18 protein-coding genes and 1 pseudogene are annotated in these 22,310 nt (G+C 62.8%); 10 read left to right on the top strand and 9 right to left on the bottom strand.

What is annotated here, in order from left to right:
• Positions 1-17 precede the first annotated feature (17 nt).
• From ACFY68_RS02660 to ACFY68_RS02645, 4 genes and pseudogenes are all read left to right on the top strand, one after another.
• A pseudogene (locus tag ACFY68_RS02660) lies at positions 18-850 on the top strand (endonuclease/exonuclease/phosphatase family protein).
• A 98-nt stretch (positions 851-948) separates the two neighbouring features.
• Positions 949-2,919 carry a diguanylate cyclase gene (locus ACFY68_RS02655; RefSeq protein ID WP_387523082.1) on the top strand — a complete coding sequence of 657 codons (1,971 nt, stop codon included), beginning with the start codon at positions 949-951 and terminating at the stop codon, positions 2,917-2,919.
• Between the two features lie 60 nt (positions 2,920-2,979).
• Complete coding sequence (locus ACFY68_RS02650; RefSeq protein ID WP_387523080.1) at positions 2,980-3,756, top strand: N-acetylmuramoyl-L-alanine amidase; 777 nt, start codon at positions 2,980-2,982, stop codon at positions 3,754-3,756.
• Positions 3,757-3,843: 87 nt separating this feature from the next.
• Positions 3,844-5,463: an EAL domain-containing protein gene (locus ACFY68_RS02645; protein ID WP_387523078.1), complete on the top strand. Its 1,620-nt coding sequence runs from the start codon at positions 3,844-3,846 to the stop codon at positions 5,461-5,463.
• A 33-nt stretch (positions 5,464-5,496) separates the two neighbouring features.
• Here the strand turns inward: ACFY68_RS02645 and ACFY68_RS02640 are convergent, their stop codons facing one another.
• Together ACFY68_RS02640 and algB are read right to left on the bottom strand one after the other, a co-directional pair.
• Complete coding sequence (locus ACFY68_RS02640) at positions 5,497-7,263, bottom strand: KinB sensor domain-containing domain (RefSeq protein WP_387523076.1); 1,767 nt, start codon at positions 7,261-7,263, stop codon at positions 5,497-5,499.
• A gap of 8 nt (positions 7,264-7,271) precedes the next feature.
• Positions 7,272-8,618: a sigma-54-dependent response regulator transcription factor AlgB gene (gene algB / locus ACFY68_RS02635; protein WP_346612829.1), complete on the bottom strand. Its 1,347-nt coding sequence runs from the start codon at positions 8,616-8,618 to the stop codon at positions 7,272-7,274.
• Between the two features lie 210 nt (positions 8,619-8,828).
• Here algB and ACFY68_RS02630 point away from each other — a divergent pair, with 210 nt between their 5' ends.
• The 6 genes from ACFY68_RS02630 (at position 8,829) to ACFY68_RS02605 (ending at position 14,290) form a co-directional block, all read left to right on the top strand.
• Positions 8,829-9,650, top strand: a complete 822-nt coding sequence (locus tag ACFY68_RS02630; RefSeq protein WP_387523074.1) for a BON domain-containing protein — start codon at positions 8,829-8,831, stop codon at positions 9,648-9,650.
• 177 nt (positions 9,651-9,827) lie between these two features.
• The gene (locus tag ACFY68_RS02625; RefSeq protein WP_346612831.1) at positions 9,828-10,112 is read left to right on the top strand and encodes a hypothetical protein; all 285 of its coding nucleotides are present in this window, start codon (positions 9,828-9,830) and stop codon (positions 10,110-10,112) included.
• 44 nt (positions 10,113-10,156) lie between these two features.
• Positions 10,157-10,318: a DUF1328 domain-containing protein gene (locus ACFY68_RS02620; protein WP_003252966.1), complete on the top strand. Its 162-nt coding sequence runs from the start codon at positions 10,157-10,159 to the stop codon at positions 10,316-10,318.
• 2 nt (positions 10,319-10,320) lie between these two features.
• The gene (locus ACFY68_RS02615; RefSeq protein ID WP_346612832.1) at positions 10,321-10,791 is read left to right on the top strand and encodes an inhibitor of vertebrate lysozyme family protein; all 471 of its coding nucleotides are present in this window, start codon (positions 10,321-10,323) and stop codon (positions 10,789-10,791) included.
• A gap of 735 nt (positions 10,792-11,526) precedes the next feature.
• Positions 11,527-12,855 carry a glutamate/aspartate:proton symporter GltP gene (gene gltP / locus ACFY68_RS02610; protein ID WP_346612833.1) on the top strand — a complete coding sequence of 443 codons (1,329 nt, stop codon included), beginning with the start codon at positions 11,527-11,529 and terminating at the stop codon, positions 12,853-12,855.
• A gap of 205 nt (positions 12,856-13,060) precedes the next feature.
• Complete coding sequence (locus ACFY68_RS02605) at positions 13,061-14,290, top strand: nucleoside recognition domain-containing protein (protein ID WP_387523070.1); 1,230 nt, start codon at positions 13,061-13,063, stop codon at positions 14,288-14,290.
• Here ACFY68_RS02605 and ACFY68_RS02600 read toward each other — a convergent pair.
• From ACFY68_RS02600 to ACFY68_RS02570, 7 genes are all read right to left on the bottom strand, one after another.
• Positions 14,272-14,895, bottom strand: coding sequence for an ABC-type transport auxiliary lipoprotein family protein (locus ACFY68_RS02600; RefSeq protein ID WP_387523068.1), 624 nt, complete (start codon positions 14,893-14,895; stop codon positions 14,272-14,274). The genes ACFY68_RS02605 and ACFY68_RS02600 overlap by 19 nt on opposite strands.
• Complete coding sequence (locus tag ACFY68_RS02595; protein WP_346612836.1) at positions 14,892-15,830, bottom strand: MlaD family protein; 939 nt, start codon at positions 15,828-15,830, stop codon at positions 14,892-14,894. Before ACFY68_RS02595 ends, ACFY68_RS02600 begins: the two co-directional genes overlap by 4 nt.
• Before the next feature lie 3 nt (positions 15,831-15,833).
• The gene (locus ACFY68_RS02590; RefSeq protein ID WP_346612837.1) at positions 15,834-16,625 is read right to left on the bottom strand and encodes an ATP-binding cassette domain-containing protein; all 792 of its coding nucleotides are present in this window, start codon (positions 16,623-16,625) and stop codon (positions 15,834-15,836) included.
• Positions 16,622-17,755, bottom strand: a complete 1,134-nt coding sequence (locus tag ACFY68_RS02585; RefSeq protein ID WP_387523066.1) for an ABC transporter permease — start codon at positions 17,753-17,755, stop codon at positions 16,622-16,624. Before ACFY68_RS02585 ends, ACFY68_RS02590 begins: the two co-directional genes overlap by 4 nt.
• 109 nt (positions 17,756-17,864) lie before the next feature.
• Complete coding sequence (locus ACFY68_RS02580; protein WP_346612839.1) at positions 17,865-18,887, bottom strand: DUF5924 family protein; 1,023 nt, start codon at positions 18,885-18,887, stop codon at positions 17,865-17,867.
• Positions 18,888-19,040: 153 nt separating this feature from the next.
• Positions 19,041-20,447, bottom strand: a complete 1,407-nt coding sequence (locus ACFY68_RS02575) for a M16 family metallopeptidase (RefSeq protein ID WP_387523064.1) — start codon at positions 20,445-20,447, stop codon at positions 19,041-19,043.
• A gap of 30 nt (positions 20,448-20,477) precedes the next feature.
• Entirely contained in the window at positions 20,478-22,136 is a 1,659-nt protein-coding gene (locus ACFY68_RS02570; RefSeq protein ID WP_387523062.1) for a Na/Pi cotransporter family protein, read from the bottom strand.
• Positions 22,137-22,310 lie beyond the last annotated feature (174 nt).

Below are 22,310 nucleotides of genomic sequence, written 5' to 3'. Positions count from 1 at the left end.
CCGCTTCAGAACCGCGCGTGGCATTGGCCTGCATGAGCCGCAGGTCAACGAGCATCATCTGCAGGCCAACGGCCTGCCGGAAGATGGTCGCCTGCGGCTACTCAGCTTCAATATTCAGGTGGGCATCAGTACCGAGCGCTATCGCCATTACCTGACCCGCAGCTGGCAGCATTTGCTGCCGCATACCGGGCGTGCCAGCAACCTGCAGAAGATCGGCGACCTGCTCAACGACTTCGACTTGGTGGCCCTGCAGGAGGCCGACGGTGGTAGCCTGCGTTCGGGTTACGTCAACCAGGTGGAGCACCTGGCCCACCTGGGGGGCTTCCCCTACTGGTACCAGCAGCTCAACCGCAACCTCGGGCGCTTCGCCCAGCACAGCAACGGCGTGCTCAGCCGCCTCAAACCCCAACTCCTTGAAGACCACCCGCTGCCCGGCCCTGCTGGCCGCGGTGCAATCCTGGTGCGCTTCGGCGAGGGCGAAAACGCGCTGATCGTAGTCATGATGCACTTGGCGCTTGGCGCCAAGACCCGCGCTCGCCAGTTGGCCTACATTCGTGAGCTGATCGGCGGCTACCGCCATCAGGTGCTGATGGGCGACATGAACACCCACGCGAACGACCTGCTCGACCACTCACCCCTGCGCGATCTTGGCCTGATCGCCCCTCAGGTCGAAGCCACCTTCCCCAGTTGGCGTCCGCAGCGTTGCCTGGACCATATCCTGCTCAGCCCAACCCTGACCCTGGAGCGGGTCGAGGTGTTGGCGCAGCCAATTTCCGACCATCTTCCGGTTGCCGTGGAGATCCGATTGCCTGATGCATTGACTGTGGATACGCTGCCGGTCTTGAGTTAGATCAGCATGCGCGTACTTGGGCCCTCAAGTGTTCGGGCCGCGCGCCGACAGCGTGTAACTACAGCCCAATAGATGCATCACCCGTCGCGGATCCAGGCATGACCGAAGAAGCCGAGCGCTGGAAAGAAAAATACCTTCAAAGCATCGAACAGCAGGAAAAACTCGAGCGGCGCTGGGAAGCGCGTCTCGACTTGCTGCGCCGAGGCCTGGTGCGCAGTACCCTGGCCGCCGAAGGCAGTGACAAGGTGGTCGACCAGTGCATGAAGGAGATGCGCGAGGTCATCCGCAGTGACAACATGGACGCAGGCCTCGCCGGGCTGATCCCACGCCTTGAAAAGGCCGTGCTGGACTCCGAGCAGCGCCGCGAAACCCGTATGAACCAGGTCAGCGACGCGCTGACCGCGCTGGTCGCACAGCTTCAGGGCTTACCGCTGCCTGGGGATGTCTCGCGGCCGCTGAAGAAACTGGCGAAGAAGCTCGACGGCGGCGTCAGCCAGTCGCGCGAATTGCCGCCGTTGCTGGGCGAGCTGAGCGGGTTGCAGGGGCGCGCGCTTTCAGCATTGGGCAAGCCGGCTGAAGAAGCCAGGCCAGGGTTGTTGCAGCGATTGTTCGGCCACCGTGACGGTGAGCCGCAGGCTGATGTACCTGCCGACCCGGGGCCTGCGCCGGCAACTGCGCATTCCGAACCGCAGCCGGTGGCGGATGGCCCCGTCCTGGTAGACCTGCCGCCAGCGGATATGGACGAACTACGCCCGGTGCAGGCGCCTGTCGAGGAGCCGCAACAGGCCGCTATCGTCGAGCAGCAAGCTGCAGCCGAACCCGGACCGCAAGCACTGGAGCCCGAGCAGGCCGACGATGCCGAGGTTGCACCGGCACGTGCGCAAGCGCCGCTGCCTGATGCACCCGAACCCGCCGAGCAGGCGAAACAGCCTGACGAGCCGGCAGCCGAACCCGCAGCGCTGCCCCTCGAGGAAACCTTCGGTGAGGACGGCCCCTATTCGCTGCCCGACGCGGTCGAGCCACCCTATAGCCAAGTGGCCGCGCACATCGAACAAACGCTGCTCGGCCTGCTCGACGACCTTAGCCTGCCGGAGCGCCACAAGGCGCAGGCCTTGGAGATGCGCGAGCGGGTGGCGCGTGGGCTGAACTGGTATGAGCTGATTCCGGTGCTCGATGACCTCGCCGTGCTCATGCTGGCGATCACCGACAGCGGGCAACACGAGTTCGAGACTTACCTGCAGCAGCTCAACGAGCGCCTTGAAAGCTTCCAGAGCCATTTGCACGAAGCCAGCACCGGCCATGCCGACAACAGTGAGGCCGCCCGTGAGCTGGACAGCCAGTTGCGCGAACAGGTCGATGGCCTGCAGAGCAGTGTCCAGGGTGCGGCCGACGTGGACAGCCTCAAACACATTCTGGAAAACCGCCTGGAAGGGCTGCTGGGCACGATGGACGAGCATCAGCACGCACGTGATCGCCGCGAACAAGAGCTCGCCGGGCGCCTGCAGGGGCTGGCTGAGCGTGTGGCGAGCATGGAGCAGGAGGCCCTCGGCTATCGCGAGCATCTGGAGGAACAGCGGCAGAAGGCCCTGATCGATCCGCTAACCGGCCTGCCCAATCGCGCCGCTTGGACCGAGCAGGTCGAGCGCGAAATACTCGACTGGCAGGAGAACGGCGGCCACTTGGCGATGGCGATACTCGACCTGGACCATTTCAAGCGTATCAATGACAGCTACGGCCACCTGGCCGGGGACAAAGTGCTGAAGATCGTCGCCGATCAGTTGCACAAGCGCCTGCGCGGGCGTGACTTCATCGCGCGTTTTGGTGGGGAAGAGTTCGTGCTGTTGCTGCCGCAGACTTCACCGGCTGCAGGTGCGCAGGTCGCCGAAGTGCTGCGCGCCGCGATCGAAGCCTGCCCGTTCCACTTCAAGGGTGAGCGGGTGGTGATCACCGCGTCCATCGGCCTGAGCACCTTCCGCTCCGGTGAGCGCGGCGACCAGGTGCTCAAGCGTGCCGATGCAGCCTTGTATCGCGCCAAGGACCTGGGCCGCAATCGAGTGGAGCAAAGCTGAGCAGGTGGGCTGTGTGCGCATACGTTATGCTAATGCGCTACTGGCAATCAGGCTTTTCCCATGAGAGCGTTGTTTTTTGTACTTTTGCTGGGCGTGCTGGCCGGTTGTTCGACCGGCCTGCGCATCGACCGCAGCCACCCTTCGGCCAACCAGGATAACCGTATCCAGTTCGTGGTCCTGCATTACACCAACGCCTCGCTGGAGCGCTCGCTTGCCCTGCTTACCCATGGCGAGGTCAGTGCCCATTACCTGATCGGCGATGGCCCGGCCACCGTTTACCAGTTGGTCGACGAAAACCGCCGGGCCTGGCATGCCGGCGACAGTCAATGGGATGGGCGTACCTGGCTGAACTCGAGCTCGATCGGCATCGAGATCGTCAACCCAGGCTTCGACACCACCCCCAATGGCCGTGTCTGGTACCCCTACAGCGAGGCGCAGATCCAGTCGTTGATCGCCTTGCTCAAGGACATCGTCAAACGCAACAACATCAACCCGCGCTACATCATCGGCCACAGCGACATCGCGCCTTTGCGCAAGCTCGACCCGGGGCCGCTGTTCCCGTGGAAGCGCCTGGCCGATGCGGGGCTGGGGGTGTGGCCAGAGGCCAATGCCGTGGCGCGTCAGCAGGCTTACTTCAACGCCAACCCGCCGACAATCGGCTGGTATCAACAGGAGCTTGCACGCTTCGGCTACGCTATCGAGCAGACTGGCCAGCTGGATGTCGCTACCCGTCATGTCATTGCGGCCTTCCAGATGCGTTTCCGGCCACAGCGCTTCGACGGCACGCCAGATGCGCAGACGGCTGCCATGTTGCAGGTAGTCAACCGGATGCGCTGACGCCCATCACACACTCGCCCTCCGCCAAACGGCCAAGCTAATCCGGCATTCCGTTGCTATACCTTGTATATCAACTGGATGCTGCCCATGTCGGCTCTGATAACTGCTCTGCGCCAATTTTTTTACCGCCCCTGGATGCTGGCCTCCTTGGCAGCAATGGCCAGCGCTGCGGTATTGCTGACGGCCAGCATCGCCATTGCCCTGCATCAGATGAAGCAGAGCGAGAGTGCGCAGATGAATGCTCAGGGCGAGCGCTTCCTCGACCGCCTTGAGCAGGTATTCGGCCAGTTGCGTGAGGGCGTCGATGATCTGCAGGCGCAGCCGCTGCGTGGCTGCAGCCCTGCGATGCTGGCGCAACTGCAGCAGGTCGGCCTTGGCTCACGCTTCATCTATGAGGCGGCCTATGTAGACGCCAGCGTCGCCTGCTCGAACCGTGGAGGGGCCAGGGCGTTCGTGCCCACCCGGGCTCCGGACATCCAAGGGCCAACCTACAGTTACTGGCTGAACACCACGACCGAACCCAACGAAAACCTGGCCGCGCTGATGCTTGCGCGTGGCAACTTCCTGGTCTCCACATCGCGCGGGCACCTGACCGATGTGGTCGACCTGCCTCCTGGTGGCAGCCTGTTGGTGGTGCTCGACAACGGCACCCGGGCGATTCCGGTGCTGGGGCCGCCGCAAACCTGGCCACCCTCCAACAAATGGTCGCCCTCAAGCACCACCTCTTTGTTCGAACTGCATGATCGGCTTGTCTATCGCATGCCGACCAAGTCGCCGGATTACCAGCTCGTCTTGATTGCCCCAAGGGCGAGCCTGCCGTTGCGTATGAACGGCATGCTCTGGTTGTTGTTCCCAGGCAGCGTTCTGGCGGCTTGCTGCATTGGCTGGCTGGTGCTGCAGTTGATCCTCCAGCGCCGCTCGATGAGCTCGGAGCTGCAGAATGCGCTGCGCCGCGGTGAGCTGCAGGTGCTGTACCAGCCCATCATGGAACTGGACAGCCGGCGCTGCGTGGGCGCTGAGGCGCTGGTGCGCTGGCGACGCCCGGACGGCACGCTGACCAGCCCGGACTTGTTCATTCCGCTGGCGGAAAACACCGGGCAGATCCGCCAGATCACCGACTTCGTCCTGCAGCGTGTGCTGGAGCAACTGGGCCAGTTACTGCGTTCGCACCGTAACCTGTATATCTCGGTGAACCTTGCGGCCTGCGATGTGATGGTGCCGCGAATTGGCCGGGTAGCGGCGCGGTTGTTAGCGCTGCACCGCGTGGCGGCCAGCCAGATAGCCTTTGAAGTCACCGAGCGCGGGCTGATCGATGTGGTGGTGGCCCGGGACAATCTGCAAGCCCTGCGTTCGGTGGGGCATCAGGTACTGATCGATGATTTTGGTACCGGCTATTGCAGCCTGGCCTATCTGCAGACCCTGCCGGTGGACTGCTTGAAGATCGACAAGGCTTTTATCGACGCGCTTGGCCATGACGCTGCCAGCAGTGGCGTGGCACCGCACATCATTCGCATGGCCCACGACCTTCATCTGCGGGTAATTGCCGAGGGTATCGAATGCGAAGCCCAGGCGGTGCTGCTGAACAGCGAGGGCGTCAATTACGGGCAGGGCTGGTTGTTCGCCCACCCGCTCAATGCCCGACAGTTCGTCGAGCTGGTAACCCGTGGGCGGCAGGTGCGCAGGCAACGGATCGATGATGAGCCTTGAGTGTGAGGCTCATGCATCCCCTGTGCGTCATCGTCAAACCGGCAGCGCCATGTAGAACTGCGTCCCCTGCCCTGGCCGGGAAAACACGCCCATGCGCCCGCCGTGCAACTGCACGATCTCTTTGCAGAGCGCCAACCCCAGCCCGGCCCCGCCTTTCTTGCGCCCAACCTGCACAAAGGGCTCGAAGATGCGCCCTTGCTGCCCATAGGCGATACCCTCGCCGTTATCCTCGACACTGACGATCACCCGTTCCCCGTGGCGCCTAGCGTGCAGGCGAATTCGCCCACCGCTGGGGGTGTGGCGAACGGCGTTGTGCAGCAGGTTGTCGAGCACGCGGTCGAGTTGCGCGACATCCGCCTGGATGCGCGGCAGCGGCGGCTCCAGCGCCTTGATCAGTTCAATCTGCTTGCTGGCCGCGTGTTCGCCAAAGCGTATCTGGGCGCGCTCAAGCAAATCATCTATGGCGCAGGGTGCAAGTTCGAGTTTTTGCAGCCCGCTCTGGTAACGCGAGAAGTTGAGCAGGTCGTTGATTAGCTGAGTCAGGCGCTGCATTTCTTCGCCGATGGTATCCAGCAAGTCATTCTCGCGGGCCTCTGGCGGGAACTTCACCCGCTCGCGCAACAGCCCGAATGCCATGTGCATGCCGGTGACCGGGGTACGCAGTTCGTGCGAGGCGCGTAGCACGAACTCGCTGCGCACACGTTCGAACGCGCGCTGCTCGGTAACATCGTGCAGCACCATGACAGCGCCGAGAATCGGCCCTTGCGGGTGGCTGACCGGGGTCAGGCTGTAGGTCAGCAAGCGTGACTCTTCATCGACCTCGATACTCAGGTCGTCGGGTGGGCGATCCAGGCTGCCGCCCCGCAGTACCTGGCGCAGCTGTTGCTCCAGCTCAGGGCGTTGCAGAGCCTCGGCAAGGCCGCTGCCCACCCGGCTGTTGCTCCAGCCGAGCTGGCGCTGGGCAACCGGGTTGAGATGCTCGAGCTGCCCTTGGCGGTCGATGATCAGCAAACCATCGTCGATGCTGTCGAGCACGGCCTGCAGGCGTTGCTGGCCGGCCAGCAGTTCATCCACATTGGTAGCCTGGTGCTTGCGCAGCGCATCGGCCATCATCCCGAAGCGCCGGGTCAGCTGATTCAGCTCGACCGCCTGCGTCACTGGCAGGGTCACATCGAAGTCGCCTCGGCCCAGTTGATCTGCGGCTTTGGCCAGGGCTTCGATGGGTTGGCCAAAGCGGCGGGCAATGTTGTGGGCTGTGATGAAACCCAGCACCAGCACCACCAGGCCCATCAGGCCGAGCACGCCGCTGACCAGCAAGGCCCGGTCGCGGGTTTGCTCTTCGCTGCGGGTGATGTGGTCGAGGGCCTGCTTGTGGGAGTCGATCAGGTCGGTACGCACCTGATTGAAAGCAGCCCCCAAAGGCTGATCGATGCCCATGCTGCGGGCCGGCGACGGGCTGTCGCGGTAGGCTTGCAGGAATGTTTGGTAGTTGCTGCTGGCCTTGCTGAAACCGGTGCGCTCGCCGCCGTTTTCCAGGCCCTGATTGAGCTGCGCCTGGAAGTTGTCCTGCAGCGCACGCAGGCTATCAGGCGCGGTGTCATCGTCGAGCATCAGGGTCAGCTGCTCGCCCAGGTTCTGGCGCAGTTTCAGGCCGATTTCCAGCGCGTGGGTGGTGTCGCGCACGGATTGTTGTTGCACGGTGGCCATCTGCAGCACGCTGATCAGGCCCAGCATCAGGCCTAGCAAGGCGACTGTCACCAGTGCCGAAATGCTCAGAAAAAGCCGCGTGCGCAGCTTCATTTGCAATCTCATAGGTTGTACTGCTTACGCTTGCGATACAGGGTCGAGGCATCGATGCCTAGGGTCTTGGCAGCCTGGTCGAGGGTGTCGCTGGCAGCCAGTACCGCTCCGATGTGGGCGCGCTCCAGTTCATCCAGGCTCAGCGCTGCGCCAACTCGAGGTGCATTGCCGGCCGGTTGCTCGCCCATGCCCAGGTGGCTGATTTCTACGCGTTCCTGTGGGCAGATGATGCTGGCACGTTCGACCACGTTGCGCAGCTCACGGATATTGCCCGGCCAGCGGTAATTGAGCAGCGCGGCGCGGGCTTCTTCGCTGAACCCTCGGGCCGGCCGGGAGTACTCCTTGACGAAGCGGGCCAGGAAGCGGTCGGCCAAGGTCAGGATGTCTTCACTGCGCTCGCGCAGTGGCGGCAGGTGCAAGGTGATGACGTTGAGGCGGTACAGCAGGTCTTCCCGGAAGCGGCTTTCGCGGACCATCTCTTCGAGGTTGAGGTTGGTCGCGGCGAGGATGCGCACATCGGCGCGGCGGGTCACCGGGTCGCCTACCCGCTCATACTCCTTATCCTGGATGAAGCGCAGCAACTTGGGTTGCAGGGCCAGGGGGAAATCGCCGATTTCGTCGAGGAACAGCGTGCCGCCGTCGGCCTGGCTGACGCGGCCCAGCGTGCTTTCGCTGGCACCGGTAAAGGCGCCGCGCGTGTGGCCGAACAGTTCGCTCTCCATCAGTTCGGCATTCAGCGATGGGCAGTTGATGGTCACGCAGGCCTTGCGCGCGCGCTTGCTCCAGCTGTGGATGGCGCGGGCCAGTTCGCCTTTACCGGTACCCGACTCGCCGAGGATGAGGATGTTGGCGTCGGTGGTCGCCACCTGGCGCGCGGTTTCCAGCACGACCATCATCGCCGGGCTGTGAGAGTCGAGGCCGTCCTTGGGCTTGCGTACTTCACCCTCCAGGGCCTCGAGGCGTGCCGACAGCTGGCGCACCTCCAGCTGTTTGGCGGTGGCCAGGCGAAGCTGGTCGGGGCTGCAGGGCTTGACCAGGTAGTCGGCGGCGCCGGCCTGGATGGCATCGACCGCAGTATCGATCGCCGAGTGGGCGGTGACAATCACCACCCGCATCCACGGCGCCTGGATACGCATCTGCGCCAAGACGTCCAGGCCATTGTCCTCGCCCAGGCGCAGGTCTAGGAAGCACAGGTCGAACACCTGGCGCTGCAGCAAGGCCTCGGCCTGCGCGGCGCTGTTGGCCGTGGCTACGCTGTAGCCTTCGTCCTCGAGGCAATAACGGAAGGTGCGCAGGATCGCGGACTCGTCATCCACCAGCAGAATGCGGCCTTGATTGTCCTGGGCTGATTCCATTTGCTGCGCTCCTTTAGGAAAGATCTTCATTTAGTGTGGGAAAAATCGGGCAAGTTGCATGGTCAATTCTGAAGGATTCTGTCCTTTGCATGCTAGCCAATGGCCAAATACCGCCGTGAACCCGTGATATCTCGATGATTTTGTTAGAGCGATGGGGTGGCACATTGGTTGCGAGGATTTTCAGATTTTGCCTACAAAAGGAGTGCAGTCATGCCCTTTTTCACCCGAACGGCTGTATTGACGGCCAGCCTGCTGTCCATTTGCGCACCCGCTTTCGCCGACCCGGTCCAGGACGCCCGCCTGGAAGGCTCCCTGCAAACAGCGCTGTCCCTCAACCGCATGCTCAACCCCTTTCGTATCGAAGTGCAGGTGGATGGGCCGCGGGCCCGCCTGACGGGCGAGGTCGAGAATGAAGTCGAGCGCCAGTTGGCCGAGCATGTAGCTCAAGCTACCCGGGGCATCGAGCAGGTTGACAACCAGTTGCGGGTCAATGCGGGGCTGGTCGAGCGCCCGCTTGAGCTTCGTGCATACGCCCAGCGGCTGGAGGACGCGACCCTGGCTGCCGTTATCCGCGCACGGTTGCTGTGGAGCCGTATCACCGAAAAGGCGGCCATCGAGGTACAGAGCAGTGAAGGTGTGGTGACCTTGCGCGGCAAGGTCGACAGCCCCGAAGCCAAGGAGCTTGCGGGCGTGGTGGCGCGTACCACCGATGGCGTGCACCTGGTCAACAACCTTGTCAGCCTGGACACCGCGGCCATGGCCAAGGCGCGGGAAAACCCGGTCGGTGCGCCAACGGGGCCGCAGCCGAGTGACAGCTGGGTTGTCGACAAGATCCAGAACAGCTTCCGCTTCAGCCGCAATCTCGATGGCCTGAATATCAAGGTGGCCAGCGCCGACGGCATGGTCCGGCTATCGGGCGAGGTGGTCAGTAGCGAGCAGAAAACCATTGCGACGGAGATCGCTCGGCAGATCATTGGCGTACGGGGTGTAGACGCCGATCTGCTCAAGGTTGCGACCAAGGTGGAAGGCTGAGTCGTGCAATTCGCACGACGCCAGGGAGGGCATCGTGCAGGATACGTCCTCCGGTGCCATCTACTCATTACGTAAGTCCCTGATATATAAGGATTTTATTGAATATCAAAGGCTGGCACGCAGGCTGCAATTACCTGTTCAGGTTTGAATAGAAAAATTACAGCAGGAGAAGCCGGCATGAACCGCCAATCCGTCAACCGTTCGCAGATCGCCGCACTGCCCCTGCGCCAGTTCCTCTTGATTGGAATGGCGTTGCTGCTGACTTTGGCCGCAGGCCTCTTTTATTACAGCTGGCAGACCGCGCGACTGGCTGATCAGGTTGCAGCGCAGACCGCGCTGCTGACGCAGATCCAGGCGACCCGTGCCAATACATTGGTGAAAGCAGCCCAACCGCTGCCTTCGGCCAACACCTCGCCGGCCACCGTTGAAAACGTCGTGCCTCAGCAACGCTGGGTGTTCTAAGACGCTGTGACCGGATCTATTTCAAAAAAGAAAGGAGAAGCATCATGCTGAGTTGGGCTATCACTTTCCTCATCATCGCCATTGTCGCCGCCGTTCTGGGCTTCGGTGGTATCGCTGGCGCCGCTACGGGTATCGCGAAGATCCTGTTCATTGTCTTCCTGGTCCTGTTCGTAGCCTCCTTCTTCTTTGGACGTGGTCGAGGTTGAAGATGAGCAGGAAGCTTTGCAAAGCCGTGGCTGCCGCCCTGCTGTTGGGTGGTAGCGCAGCGGCGATGGCGGCCAATGACGGCCAGGTTCGGGTCGACCAGTTGCTCGGCTCGGACCCGGAGTACCGGGAAACATGGCAGGACGCGATCAAAGGCGAGGAACGCCTGCCCGACTGGGTGATCAATCTGACTGGCAGTGCCCAGGAGCAGATGTCGGCAGTGACCGAGGATGGCGACAAGTATCTGGTAGGTCCGCTGTGCGAGGCCCAGGACAAGTGCACATACAAACGCCTTATCGTGGCGTTCAGTTGGGACAAGGATGATGCGTACGGGATGCTCGTTGAAGTACCCGAAGGCCTGCCGAGTGACAAGTCGCCAACCCGCCACGCGCAATACCGTTGGCTGGGTGAACCAGACGATGGCATGAAGGCCATGTTGCAGGAGCAACTCAAGCGCGACCCGAAGTGGTACTGACCTTCAAGGACGAACGGTCGCGCACTGTCACGTAATAGAAGCGGAACCTTTCTATATTTCTCGCTTCTATGATGCGCCGCCTCGAGGAGGGGTGGCACATGACCAAGGGGTCGGGCTGTTCTGATTGTTACAGGATCGGAGTGGCCTAGGGGTACAGGGAGTGCCTCCAGCATTGGGCCGGGTCAGGAAAGGCAAAATCGGAAGTTTCAGGTCAGGCGTAAGTTTTCTTACGTAACCGGGCCTGGCTTCCGAGGTGCCATCTCGCATTACCATCCCATCTTTCATGTTTTTCCTCTTGAGACACATTTTGTCTCGACCGTACATCAAATTTTTTTCGGCCAATCCGGCTATCGCGCAAGCGGCATTTCAGCCATTCGGATTGTCGAACAAGCCATCCCGAGACCCTTTCGAGCACCGCCAAATCTGCCTGAAAATGGCGCTTTGGTCTTGTTCGGGATTCCGAACGTTATAAATCAATGACTTGCGGCTGCCTCATTTTGACGCAGATCAGTATGCGTAATCGGTATGGGGTATACGCTTCCGGCATTAGATTTCATCCTTTGCCATCGCAATAGTTGCCGCCTTTTCGCTGGCCCGAGCGCCTTGTCGCTCGCTCGCGGTGTCCTTACATGAGGTCTCCGGACGGAAGCTCCTAGCTGCCCGCGGCGTTGCCAACGGCTCTGCCATGCGTTTTTCCGGTCGGTGCCCGTGACCACTAGAACAAAGGGTAAAGACATGAAGAAGGCAAAACTGAGCCTCGCCTGGCAGATCGTAATCGGTCTGGTCCTGGGCGTTGCAATCGGCGCGCTGCTGAACCACTTCAGTGCGGAAAAGGCCTGGTGGATCAGTAACGTCCTCCAACCCGCCGGTGACATCTTCATTCGCCTGATCAAGATGATCGTCGTCCCGATTGTGATTTCGTCGCTGATCGTGGGCATCGCCGGGGTTGGCGACGCGAAGAAACTGGGCAGCATCGGCCTGAAGACCATCCTCTACTTCGAGGTGGTGACCACCATTGCCATCGTCGTCGGCCTGGTGTTGGCCAACCTGTTCCACCCAGGCGCCGGCATCGACATGAGCACCCTGGGCACCGTCGACATCTCCAAGTACCAGGCGACTGCCGCCGAAGTGCAGCATGAGCATGCGTTCATCGAGACCCTGCTCAACCTGATCCCGTCGAACATCTTCGCGGCGTTGATGCGTGGCGAAATGCTGCCGATCATCTTCTTCTCGGTACTGTTCGGCCTGGGCCTGTCGAGCCTGCAGGCAGACCTGCGCGAGCCGCTGGTGCGTACCTTCCAGGGCGTGTCGGAGACCATGTTCAAGGTCACCCACATGATCATGAACTACGCCCCGATCGGCGTGTTCGCCCTGATTGCGGTAACCGTTGCCAACTTCGGCTTCAGCTCGCTGCTGCCGTTGGCCAAGCTGGTGCTGCTGGTGTACTTCGCCATCGCCTTCTTCGCCTTCATGGTGCTGGGCCTGGTGGCGCGCCTGTTCGGCTTCTCGGTGATCAAGATCATGCGCATCATGAAAGATGAGCTGATCCTCGCCTACTCCACCTCCAGCTCCGAGACCGTGCTGCCGCGCGTGATCGAGAAGATGGAGAAGTATGGTGCGCCGAAGTCGATCTGCTCGTTCGTGGTACCGACCGGTTACTCGTTCAACCTCGACGGCTCGACGCTGTACCAGAGCATCGCGGCGATCTTCATCGCCCAGCTGTATGGCATCGACCTGTCCTGGAGCCAGCAACTGCTGCTGGTGCTGACCCTGATGGTGACCTCCAAGGGGATCGCCGGTGTGCCGGGCGTATCGTTCGTGGTCCTGCTGGCGACCCTGGGCAGCGTAGGCATCCCGCTGGAAGGCCTGGCGTTCATCGCCGGTGTCGACCGTATCATGGACATGGCGCGTACCGCGCTGAACGTGATCGGCAATGCCCTGGCAGCGCTGGTAATCGCTCGTTGGGAAGGCATGTACGACGCCGCCAAGGGCGAGCAGTACTACGCCTCGCTGATGGCGGACAAGAAGGAAGCAGCCGTGGTAGGCGAAACCGCCAAGCGCTGAGCCTGACCTGCTGAACACAAAAAGCCCCGACCTGTCGGGGCTTTTTGTTGTCTGAGTTGGCCTCATCGCCGGCAACCCGTCTGGCCTGCGCTCTGAAGGCCGGTGGAGAACCTGTGGGAGCCGGCTTGCCGGCGATGAGGCCAGTACAGGCTAAAACAGCCGCTGGTGCGTTATCATTCAGCCACTTTTCAGGGGGAACAATCGGATGCTCAACGGCCTTTGGCTCGGCTTTTTCCTGGTGGCGGCTGTCTCCGCCCTGGCTCAATGGCTGTTGGGTGGCAACGCTGGCATCTTCGCCGCGATGGTCGAGAGTATCTTCGCCATGGCCAAGCTCTCGGTAGAGGTCATGGTCCTGCTGTTCGGTACCCTGACGCTGTGGCTGGGCTTTCTCAAGATCGCCGAGAAGGCCGGCATCGTCGAATGGCTGGCCAAAGCCCTGGGCCCCCTGTTCGCCCGGCTGATGCCAGAAGTGCCGCCCGGCCACCCGGCGCTGGGCCTGATCACCATGAACTTCGCTGCCAATGGCCTGGGCCTGGACAACGCCGCCACGCCGATCGGCCTCAAGGCGATGCGGGCGCTGCAGGAGCTCAACCCCAGCAGCACCACCGCCAGCAATGCGCAGATTCTCTTCCTGGTACTCAATGCCTCATCGCTGACCCTGCTGCCGGTGACCATTTTCATGTACCGCGCCCAGCAAGGCGCCACCGACCCGACGCTGGTGTTCCTGCCGATTCTGCTGGCCACCAGCGTTTCGACCCTGGTCGGCCTGCTGTCGGTGGCGGTGATGCAGCGCCTGCGCCTGTGGGACCCGGTGGTGTTGGCCTACATGATCCCTGGCGCCCTGCTGCTGGGCGGCTTCATGGCCTTCCTGGGAACCCTGTCGGCCGCGGCGCTGGCCAGCCTGTCGTCGATCCTGGGCAACCTCACGTTGTTCGGGGTGATCATCCTGTTCCTGGTGATCGGCGCGCTGAAACGGGTGAAGGTGTATGAAGCCTTTGTCGAGGGGGCCAAGGAAGGCTTTGACGTAGCCAAGAGCCTGTTGCCCTACCTGGTGGCGATGCTGGTGGCGGTCGGCGTACTGCGTGCCTCCGGCGCCCTTGAGCTGGCGCTGGACGGTATTCGCCACGCGGTCAACTGGATGGGCATGGACACCCGTTTCGTCGAGGGCTTGCCCACCGCGTTGGTCAAGCCGTTCTCTGGCAGCGCCGCCCGGGCGATGTTGATCGAGACCATGCAGACCCACGGGGTGGACAGCTTCCCGGCGCTGGTGGCAGCGACCATTCAGGGCAGCACCGAAACCACCTTCTACGTGCTGGCCGTGTACTTCGGTGCTGTCGGCATCCAGCGCGTGCGCCACGCGGTAGGCTGTGCGCTGCTGGCCGAATTGTCCGGGGTGATCGCGGCGATCTTCGTCTGTTACTGGTTCTTCGCCTGAGCCTGAACGCTCTGCGCCACGGTCCAGTTCACCACCTCCCCGGCCAGTTGATCGCTGGCCGCGCCAAAGCCGGCTACCACGGCTGACACCTGGGTATCGGCCAACGGCTGGCGCACCTCGAAGCGTTTGCTGGCAAGGATGCGCTGGCTCCGGCCCTGGACCAGCCGCGCGTCATAGCGGATCACCACTTCTACCGCGCCGCCGGCTCGGTACTCACTCTGGAACGCCTGCAGCTCGCCGGCCAGCTCATAGTCGGCCTGCAGGTTGCTGTCGTCGGCGCTCAGCCGCTGTACGCGGCCGTCACGCTGGAAACCATCGAGCAGGCGGTTGCGCACCAGCAGTGGCACCGGGTCGCTCCAGCGCGCGCCTTTGTAGCTGCTGAGCACATCGCCCTGGGGGATCACCGCAATGCGCGGCCCAGCCAGCGTTTCGCTGGCCAGGGGCTTGTTCAAGCGCAGCGACCAGTCTACAGGGGTGGCGCTGTGGCTGGCCTGCTTGACCGGCAGGCGATAGATATCCACAGGCTCGCTTTGCGGCAGGATCGAGCAGGCACTGGTCAGGCTCAGCGCGGCCGCCAAGGCCAGCAGGCGCAGCGACAGGTTCATGGCTGGAACTCCTTGTTGTTGTCACGGCCGAGCAGGTAGCCGCTCGGGTCAGCCTCCAGGCGCCGGGAAATGCCTTTGAGCGAATTGAGCGTTTCGCGCAGCTCGCGGATTGCCGGTGTCAGCTGATTGAGGCCTTGCGCGCCATCGTCGATGGACTGGCGGTTATCGTTGAGCAGGCTGTTGATGGTTGCGGTGCTGGCCGCCAGCGATTGCATGGCCTGTTCGGCGCTGCCGATGGCCTGCTTGCCCTGGGTACCAAGCAAGCCGTTGGCGTTGCGCATCAGTGCCTGGGTTTCGGCCAGCGTGGCGTTGGCCTGCTTCCCGACCAGGCCCAGCTGCTCGATAGCCTCGGAAATACCGCCCTTCTGGTTGGCGAAGGCACCGGTGGTTTGCTCGAGGTTGGCCAGGGTGTTGCTCAACCGGTCGATATTGCTCTCCGAGAACATCTGGTTGGCGTTGTGCAGCAGCAGGTTGATGTTGGTGACCAGGTCGCTGCTGTCGTTGAGCAGGCGCGAGATCGGTGACGGCGAAGCGACGATTACCGGTAGCTTGCCGTCTTTGCCCTTGAGCTCGGGGCTTTGTGGCGTGCCACCGCTGAGCTGGATGAACGAGTTGCCGGTCACCCCGGCCAAGGTCAGCTTGGCCTGGGTGTCTTCCTTGACCGGTGTGTCGCCGCTCAGGCGCACCCGGGCCAGCACCCGGCGCGGGTCCTTGGGGTCCAGGCGCAGAGTGGAGACGTCGCCCACCTTGATACCGTTGTATTGCACCGGGCTGCCACGGGACAGGCCCGAGACGGCTTCGTTGAAGACCACTTCGTAATCCTTGAAGGCATCGTCGACGCTGGACTTGGCCAGCCACAGGCCGAACAGCATGGCGCCAACCACCACCAGTACGGTGACCAGGCCGATAAGTACGTGATGAGCTCGGGTTTCCATTGTTCAGCGCTCCTGCCTGGCACTGGCGGCGGCGTGTTCGGCTGCGCGCCCGCGTGGGCCGTGAAAGTATTCGTGAATCCACGGGTCGTTGGTCTGTTCGACCTCGGCCAGGGGGCCGGCCACCAGCACCTTCTTCTGCGACAGCACCGCAATGCGATCGGTGATGGTGTACAGGGTGTCCAGGTCGTGGGTGATGAGGAACACGCTCAGGCCCAAGGCATCGCGCAAGGTGAGAATCAGTTGGTCAAAGGCCGCAGCACCGATCGGGTCGAGGCCGGCGGTGGGTTCGTCCAGGAACAGGATGTCCGGGTCCAGGGCCAGCGCCCGGGCCAACGCAGCGCGCTTGATCATGCCGCCGGACAACGACGAAGGGTATTTGTCGGCGGCGGAAATCGGCAGGCCGGCCAGGGCCAGTTTTACCCCGGCCAGGTGTTCTGCATCGGCGCGCGACAGGCCGGCATGCTCGATCAGCGGCAGTGCCACGTTTTCGGTAACGGTCAGCGAGGAGAACAACGCGCCCTTCTGGAACAGCACGCCAAAACGCCGCTCGACCAGCGAACGCTGTTCCTCGCGCAGGCCGGCCAGGTCTTCGCCGAACACCTTGATCTGCCCTTCATTCGGCCGACGCAGGCCGATGATGCTGCGCAGCAGCACTGATTTGCCGCTGCCCGAGCCGCCGACCACAGCGAGGATTTCGCCACGGTACAGGTCCAGGTCGAGGTTCTCGTGCACGCTCTGGCTACCGAAACGGTTGCAAATGCCTCGCGCCTCGATCACTGCTTCCCGGCCATTCACCAGCCCATCTCCATGCAGAACAGCGCAGCCACCGCATCCAGCACGATGACCACGAAAATCGACTGGACCACGCTGGATGTGGTGTGCGCGCCGACCGATTCGGCGCTGCCGCTGACCTTGAACCCCTCAAGGCAGCCGATGGAGGCGATCAGAAAGGCGAAGAACGGTGCTTTGGCCAGGCCGACGATGAAGTGCTGCACGCCGATGTCGCTTTGCAGCAGCGACAGGAACATCGCCGGCGAGATATCCAGTGTCAGCGCGCAGACCACCGCGCCGCCGACGATGCCGCAGATCATCGCGACAAAGGTCAGCAGCGGCAGGGAAATCAGCAGTGCCAACACCCGCGGTACCACCAGCAGTTCGATCGGGTTCAGGCCCAGGGTGCGGATGGCGTCGATTTCCTCGTTGGCCTTCATCGAGCCTATCTGCGCCGTGAAGGCGCTGGCCGTACGGCCGGCCATGAGGATGGCCGTCAGCAATACGGCGAATTCACGCAAAAACGAAAACGCCACCAGGTCGACGGTGAATACGGTCGCGCCGAAGTCCGCCAAGACCGTGGCGCCGAGGAAGGCAACCACAGCGCCCACCAGAAACGTCAGCAACGCCACGATCGGCGCGGCATCCAGGCCCGTCTGTTCGATATGCGAGACGACTGGCGTCAGCCGCCAACGGTGTGGCTGCAGGGCGCGGCGCAGCAGGGTTTCGAGGATCAGACCGACGAAGCCGAGCAGCTGCAGGGTGTCTTGCCACAGGGTGTTGACGGCGCGGCCGATACGTTCGAGCAGCAGAAGCAGCACATGCCTCTCTGGCTGTTTGACCGGGATGCAGTAGTCCTGCACCGAGCAGTAGACGTTTTTGAGCAAGGCGCGGCTGGCGTCGGGCAAATCGTTGGTGCAGTGCGACAGCCGTTCGGAGCCGAGCAGTTCAGCCAGCAGCGAGGCGCCGGCAGTGTCCAGGCGGCCCAGCTGGCTGAGGTCGGCGACGGTGTCGGCGCCATATTGTGTGCGCAGGCGTTCGCTGTCGCGCTTGAGGCTGGCGTAATGGGCTAGCGTCCAGTCACCGGCAATGCGCAGGCAGGCCGGTTGGCTGCTGGTGTCCAGGGTGGCGCTGGGGGTGGTCATAGGCTCCATGCATCTGACTGCGCGCGTTGGCGTAGAGGCTGATCATAGCGCAGCAGGCATGGCGGGGTTTGTTGAAAATGTGCTGAATCATCGGGGCCGCCTTGCGGCCCCTTTTACATCACTTGGCCGCTGCGTCGTCGATCACCTTGAAGCGCAGCACGCCGATTACCTGGCCGTCCTCGGTCAGTACCCGCACCTGCCATTTACCCACAGGGTTGGGCGGGAAGTTCTGTTTGTGGGTCCAGGCCCGGTACCCCTCTTTGCGCCCGCCGTGGATATCCAGGGCGATACGGTCGACTTCCTGGCCGTCCTTCTGCCACACGTGGTAAATGCGCTCGTTGAGGCCACGCGGTGCGTTGATGGCGGTGTAGGCATAGAGGCCGCTGCTGCGGATACGGCTGGCGGCAATTTCGTCCAGTGACTCGCCGGGTTGGCGGTTCAACACCTCGGTACTCACCGCCACCTCGGTCATCCACAACGTGGCCGGTGGTACCCATGAGCGCATCAGCCAACCGCCTCCGCCGACTGCCAGGGTCACCAGTACCAGCGCCACGCCGCGGCGCCAGGTGTTGATCGGGAAGCTGCTGGCCAGGCTTGGGAACGACAGCGCCATGGCGGCAATCAATGCCAGCTTGAAGCTTTGCGCTGTGGTCAGGTGCAGAATGATGGGCAGTGCGGTGAGCAGTGCGGCGAATAGCGTCAGGGTATGCAGCGCAAGGAACAGCCAGCGTCGTGGGGCCAGCCATTTGTAGTACAGCGGGTCGACGATCGAAACCAGCCCGGCGGCAGCCAGCAGACCTGTGAACACCAGTTGCCCACTGTTCCAGGTGGTGGTGATGAAAAAGAATGGCAGGACGAAGAACAGACTCTCCTGGTGGATCATCTGTGTTGCGTAGCGCAGTAGCGGCTGGGGGATCTCGCGTTTGAAGGTGCGGGCGAACAGGCCGGTGAGCGTGTTCTCCAGCATCAGCCAGATCCAGCTGACCAGCATGAGAATGGCGACCCAACTGGCCAGGCTAGCCTGGCGGTCGACCAGGATGAAGCTGCCGATACCGGAAAGGAAACCACCGAGCGCGATAACGCCGGGGTAGCGTTTGAGCAGCTCGATGACGCGCTGGACGAAATGGGGGATTGGGGGCATGGGTCTGCAACAGGCTAAAGAGGTGGCTGTGCCGGCCCCTTCGCGGGCAAGCCCGCTCCCACAGGCACTGCACTGCTCTGAAGGCTGGTGCAGTACCTGTGGGAGCGGGCTTGCCCGCGAAAGGGCCGGTACCGGCGAAAGGATACCGCTGAATCACCGCTCCCGTGTAGCACCGCTCGGTGGTTGGGGAGTATGGCGCCGCCGACCCAACAGCCCGGCAGCCAGGATCACACCCACAACCAGGGCAATCAGCCCATACAGCTCGTCGTACCCCAGCAAGGGTTTCTCGATGCGCAGATACCCTTCATCCTTGAGCAATTCCTTCAAGGCATCGTTGGCCTGCTCCAGGCTGACCTGGCGCAGTTGCCGCGCGGGGTCGGTAAAGCGGCCGTTGCTGTAGTTGTTGAGCGCCCCCCAGTAATAGTCGGCCAGCGCGCTGTTGCCCTGGGTGCCCCAGCTTTCCTTGGCGGCGGCGGCTTCCTTGATGCGGGCGAAGGTATCCGCATCGAGGCCTTCCTTGCGCAAGTGGTCGAACAGCTGCTGCATCACCTTGACCGCCGCGTCGATATCGTCGCGCTCAAGGTCGGCATTGAGGCTGAGCATGCCGCTGTCGCCGAAGCTCTCGCGCTGCACCGACGGCCCATAGGACAGCCCGTTGCGCAGCCGCAGCTGGTCGTACAGGGCCCAGTCCAGGTAGCGCGACAGCAGGTCGAGGGTCGGTTGGTGGTCGTTGTCCAGTACCGGTTCGATGAACAGCCAGTGCAGTTTGACGCTGTCACCCAGCACGCCGCGGGTCAGGTCGCGACGCTGCTCGGCCTGCTGGCTGATGCTTTCGAGGTTGCGGCGCTCCTCCGGCTCGGTGGCGGGCAGCTCGCCGAAGGTGCGGTCGAGGTAGGCCGGCAGCAGGCGATCAAGGCCGCCGACCATGATCAGGGTCATGTTGTTGGCGGCGTACCAGCGATCACGCAGCGTTTGCACCTGTTCCAGGGTCATGTCGTCGAGGTTGGAGCGTTCCGGGCATTTCAAGCCCAGCTCGGTGGCCAGCTGGTCGCTGGCGGGGTGGCCGATGTCCTGGCGGTCCAGCCAACGCTGCAGGTGGCCGTAGTGACCGCCGTCCTCGCGCTCGATGATGCGCTTGGCCGTGGCCAGCGACTTGGCGTCGATGCGGGTGTCGCGGATCACTGCCAGCAGCAGGTCGAGCACCTTGCGCTGGTTACGCGCCGGGGCTTCGATGACGAATGTGGTGTCGGCGCTGCTGGTATAGGCATTCCACTCGCCGCCCAGGGCTTGCAGGCGTTCTTCCAGGCCGCCCTCGCCCGTCTCGTCGATGCCACTGAACAGCAGGTGTTCGAGCAGGTGCGGCAGCTCTTTCTGTTCGCACCCGAAGTCGTCCAGGCCCACGCCGACTACCAGGCGGATCGCCACATGGTCCCGTTCGTAGCCGGATTTGAGGATGACCTGCAGGCCATTGGGCAACAGGTAGCCTTCGACCCGCGAGCGATCGAGGGCATGTGAGGGCAGGCTGCAGATCAGTAGGCAAACGAATATCAGGCAACGCATGGGCGAGCTTGGGTCTCCAGGTGTGCGAGATCAGGGCTGGCGAGCTTCATCCGGTGCAGTGTCGAGCATCAGCCCACCGGTGTCAGACCCGCCTAGTACCACATAGGCACTGCTGCAGAACAAAGAGTTCAACCGCTTCATGTCGGCGATCAGCCCCAAGTGTAGCGAACTCGTCTCGATACTTTGCACTACCTTGCGCTGCAGACGGCTGACGTGGGCGTGGGCCAGGCGCCTTTCCTGCGCACGGAAACGGCGTTTTTCACGCAGAAGCAAGTGAGCGCTCTGCGGGTCGGCACTGAGGAATACCGACAGGCCCAGGCGCAAATTGGACAGCAGCTGCTCTTGCAGGCCAGTGAGTTCTTCCAGGCCGACCTGGGAAAACTCCCGGCGCTGGCTGGTCTTCTGCTGCTGCACCTTGCGCAGCATGCGCTCGATCAGGTCGCAGGCGAGCTTCAGGTTGATAGCCAGTTCGATGATTTCGGCCCAGCGCCGGTTGTCCTGGTCACTGAGGTCTTCCCGTGGCATCTGCGCCAGGTACAGTTTGATTGCGCTGTACAGGGCTTCGGCGTCCTCGCCCAGTGCGCGCACCTGCTGAGGCAGCGCCGTCTGGGTGCCACGCAGGGCACTGAGCATGGCTTCGAGCAGGCTGTCGACGATATCGCCCAGGCGCAGGGTTTCGCGCGCGGCGTTGGCCAGGGCCAGGCTGGGCGTGGTCAGCGCCGAGGCATCGAGGTGGCGGGGCCGTACCTGGCCGTTACCGTTCTCGCGCTCGGGCAGCAATGTGTTGCACAGGCGGCCCATGGGTTTGACCGTGGGCAGCATGATCAGGCAGCGCAGCGTGTTGTAAAGCAGGTGGAAGCCGATCACCAGTTCCTGTGGGCTGAAACTCAGCGAGTCCATCCAGTTCACCAACGGGTGCAGCACCGGGATGATCAGCAGCAGGCCGATCAGCTTGTACAGCAGGCTGCCCAGCGCCACACGCCGGCCTGCGGCGTTCTGCATGCTGGTGCTGATGAAGGCCAGCAGCCCGCTACCGATGTTGGCGCCGACCACCAGGCCGATGGCCACGGGCAGGCTGATCACTTCGGCACCGGCCAGGGTCGCGGTCAGCAGCACCGCTGCCAGGCTGGAATACGAGACCATGGCGAACAGCGCGCCGACCAGCGCATCGAGCAGAATGTCCCCGGTGAGCGAGGCGAACAGCACTTTCACGCCTTGGGCATGGGTGATCGGTGTGGCGGCCTGCACGATCAGCTGCAGCGCCAGGATGATCAGGCCCAGGCCGATGCCCACCCGGCCCAGTTGACCCGCGCGCGTCTGCTTGCGCGACAGGAAGAAAATAACGCCCAGGAATACCAGCAGGGGCGACAGCCAGGACAGGTCGAGGGTCAGCACCCTGGCCATCAGCGCGGTACCCACATCGGCGCCCAGCATGATCGCCAAGGCCGGGGTCATGGCCATCAGCCCCTGGCCGACGAATGAGGTGACCAGCATGGCGGTGGCGTTGCTGCTCTGCACCACGGCGGTGACCACGATACCGGCGATGAAAGCCAGTGGCCGGCGGTCCATGTTCTGGCTCAGCACCCGACGCAGGTCGGAGCCGAACACCCGCAGGATGCCGGTACGAACAATGTGCGTGCCCCACACCAGCAAGGCGACCGCGGAGAGCAGGTTGAGCAGTGTCAGCATGGTGTAGCCCCCCTTTCTGATTCGGGCTTCAGAAGCGAAGCCAATGGGTGGAGCGGTAAGCCTGGCCCGGGGGTGGGTGGTTTTAATCCAGTGCTTACTCAAGCTGTAGTTGTTTTGCGCAGCTCACGCCAGCTTGGCATGCCCGGCAAGCATTTGAAACATATCTGTCATGAA

Source organism: Pseudomonas sp. NPDC012596 (genome assembly GCF_042902325.1).
In the GTDB taxonomy this organism is placed as follows: domain Bacteria; phylum Pseudomonadota; class Gammaproteobacteria; order Pseudomonadales; family Pseudomonadaceae; genus Aquipseudomonas.
Note: the sequence above shows the minus strand (reverse complement) of the source record. Positions and strands in the feature narration are given on the sequence as shown.

Coding starts and splice junctions, on each gene's coding strand:
- ACFY68_RS02655 (WP_387523082.1), top strand. CDS start 949: ATGACCGAAGAAGCCGAGCGCTGGAAAGAAAAATACCTTCAAAGCATC.
- ACFY68_RS02650 (WP_387523080.1), top strand. CDS start 2,980: ATGAGAGCGTTGTTTTTTGTACTTTTGCTGGGCGTGCTGGCCGGTTGT.
- ACFY68_RS02645 (WP_387523078.1), top strand. CDS start 3,844: ATGTCGGCTCTGATAACTGCTCTGCGCCAATTTTTTTACCGCCCCTGG.
- ACFY68_RS02640 (WP_387523076.1), bottom strand. CDS start 7,263: ATGAAGCTGCGCACGCGGCTTTTTCTGAGCATTTCGGCACTGGTGACA.
- algB (WP_346612829.1), bottom strand. CDS start 8,618: ATGGAATCAGCCCAGGACAATCAAGGCCGCATTCTGCTGGTGGATGAC.
- ACFY68_RS02630 (WP_387523074.1), top strand. CDS start 8,829: ATGCCCTTTTTCACCCGAACGGCTGTATTGACGGCCAGCCTGCTGTCC.
- ACFY68_RS02625 (WP_346612831.1), top strand. CDS start 9,828: ATGAACCGCCAATCCGTCAACCGTTCGCAGATCGCCGCACTGCCCCTG.
- ACFY68_RS02620 (WP_003252966.1), top strand. CDS start 10,157: ATGCTGAGTTGGGCTATCACTTTCCTCATCATCGCCATTGTCGCCGCC.
- ACFY68_RS02615 (WP_346612832.1), top strand. CDS start 10,321: ATGAGCAGGAAGCTTTGCAAAGCCGTGGCTGCCGCCCTGCTGTTGGGT.
- gltP (WP_346612833.1), top strand. CDS start 11,527: ATGAAGAAGGCAAAACTGAGCCTCGCCTGGCAGATCGTAATCGGTCTG.
- ACFY68_RS02605 (WP_387523070.1), top strand. CDS start 13,061: ATGCTCAACGGCCTTTGGCTCGGCTTTTTCCTGGTGGCGGCTGTCTCC.
- ACFY68_RS02600 (WP_387523068.1), bottom strand. CDS start 14,895: ATGAACCTGTCGCTGCGCCTGCTGGCCTTGGCGGCCGCGCTGAGCCTG.
- ACFY68_RS02595 (WP_346612836.1), bottom strand. CDS start 15,830: ATGGAAACCCGAGCTCATCACGTACTTATCGGCCTGGTCACCGTACTG.
- ACFY68_RS02585 (WP_387523066.1), bottom strand. CDS start 17,755: ATGGAGCCTATGACCACCCCCAGCGCCACCCTGGACACCAGCAGCCAA.
- ACFY68_RS02580 (WP_346612839.1), bottom strand. CDS start 18,887: ATGCCCCCAATCCCCCATTTCGTCCAGCGCGTCATCGAGCTGCTCAAA.
- ACFY68_RS02575 (WP_387523064.1), bottom strand. CDS start 20,447: ATGCGTTGCCTGATATTCGTTTGCCTACTGATCTGCAGCCTGCCCTCA.
- ACFY68_RS02570 (WP_387523062.1), bottom strand. CDS start 22,136: ATGCTGACACTGCTCAACCTGCTCTCCGCGGTCGCCTTGCTGGTGTGG.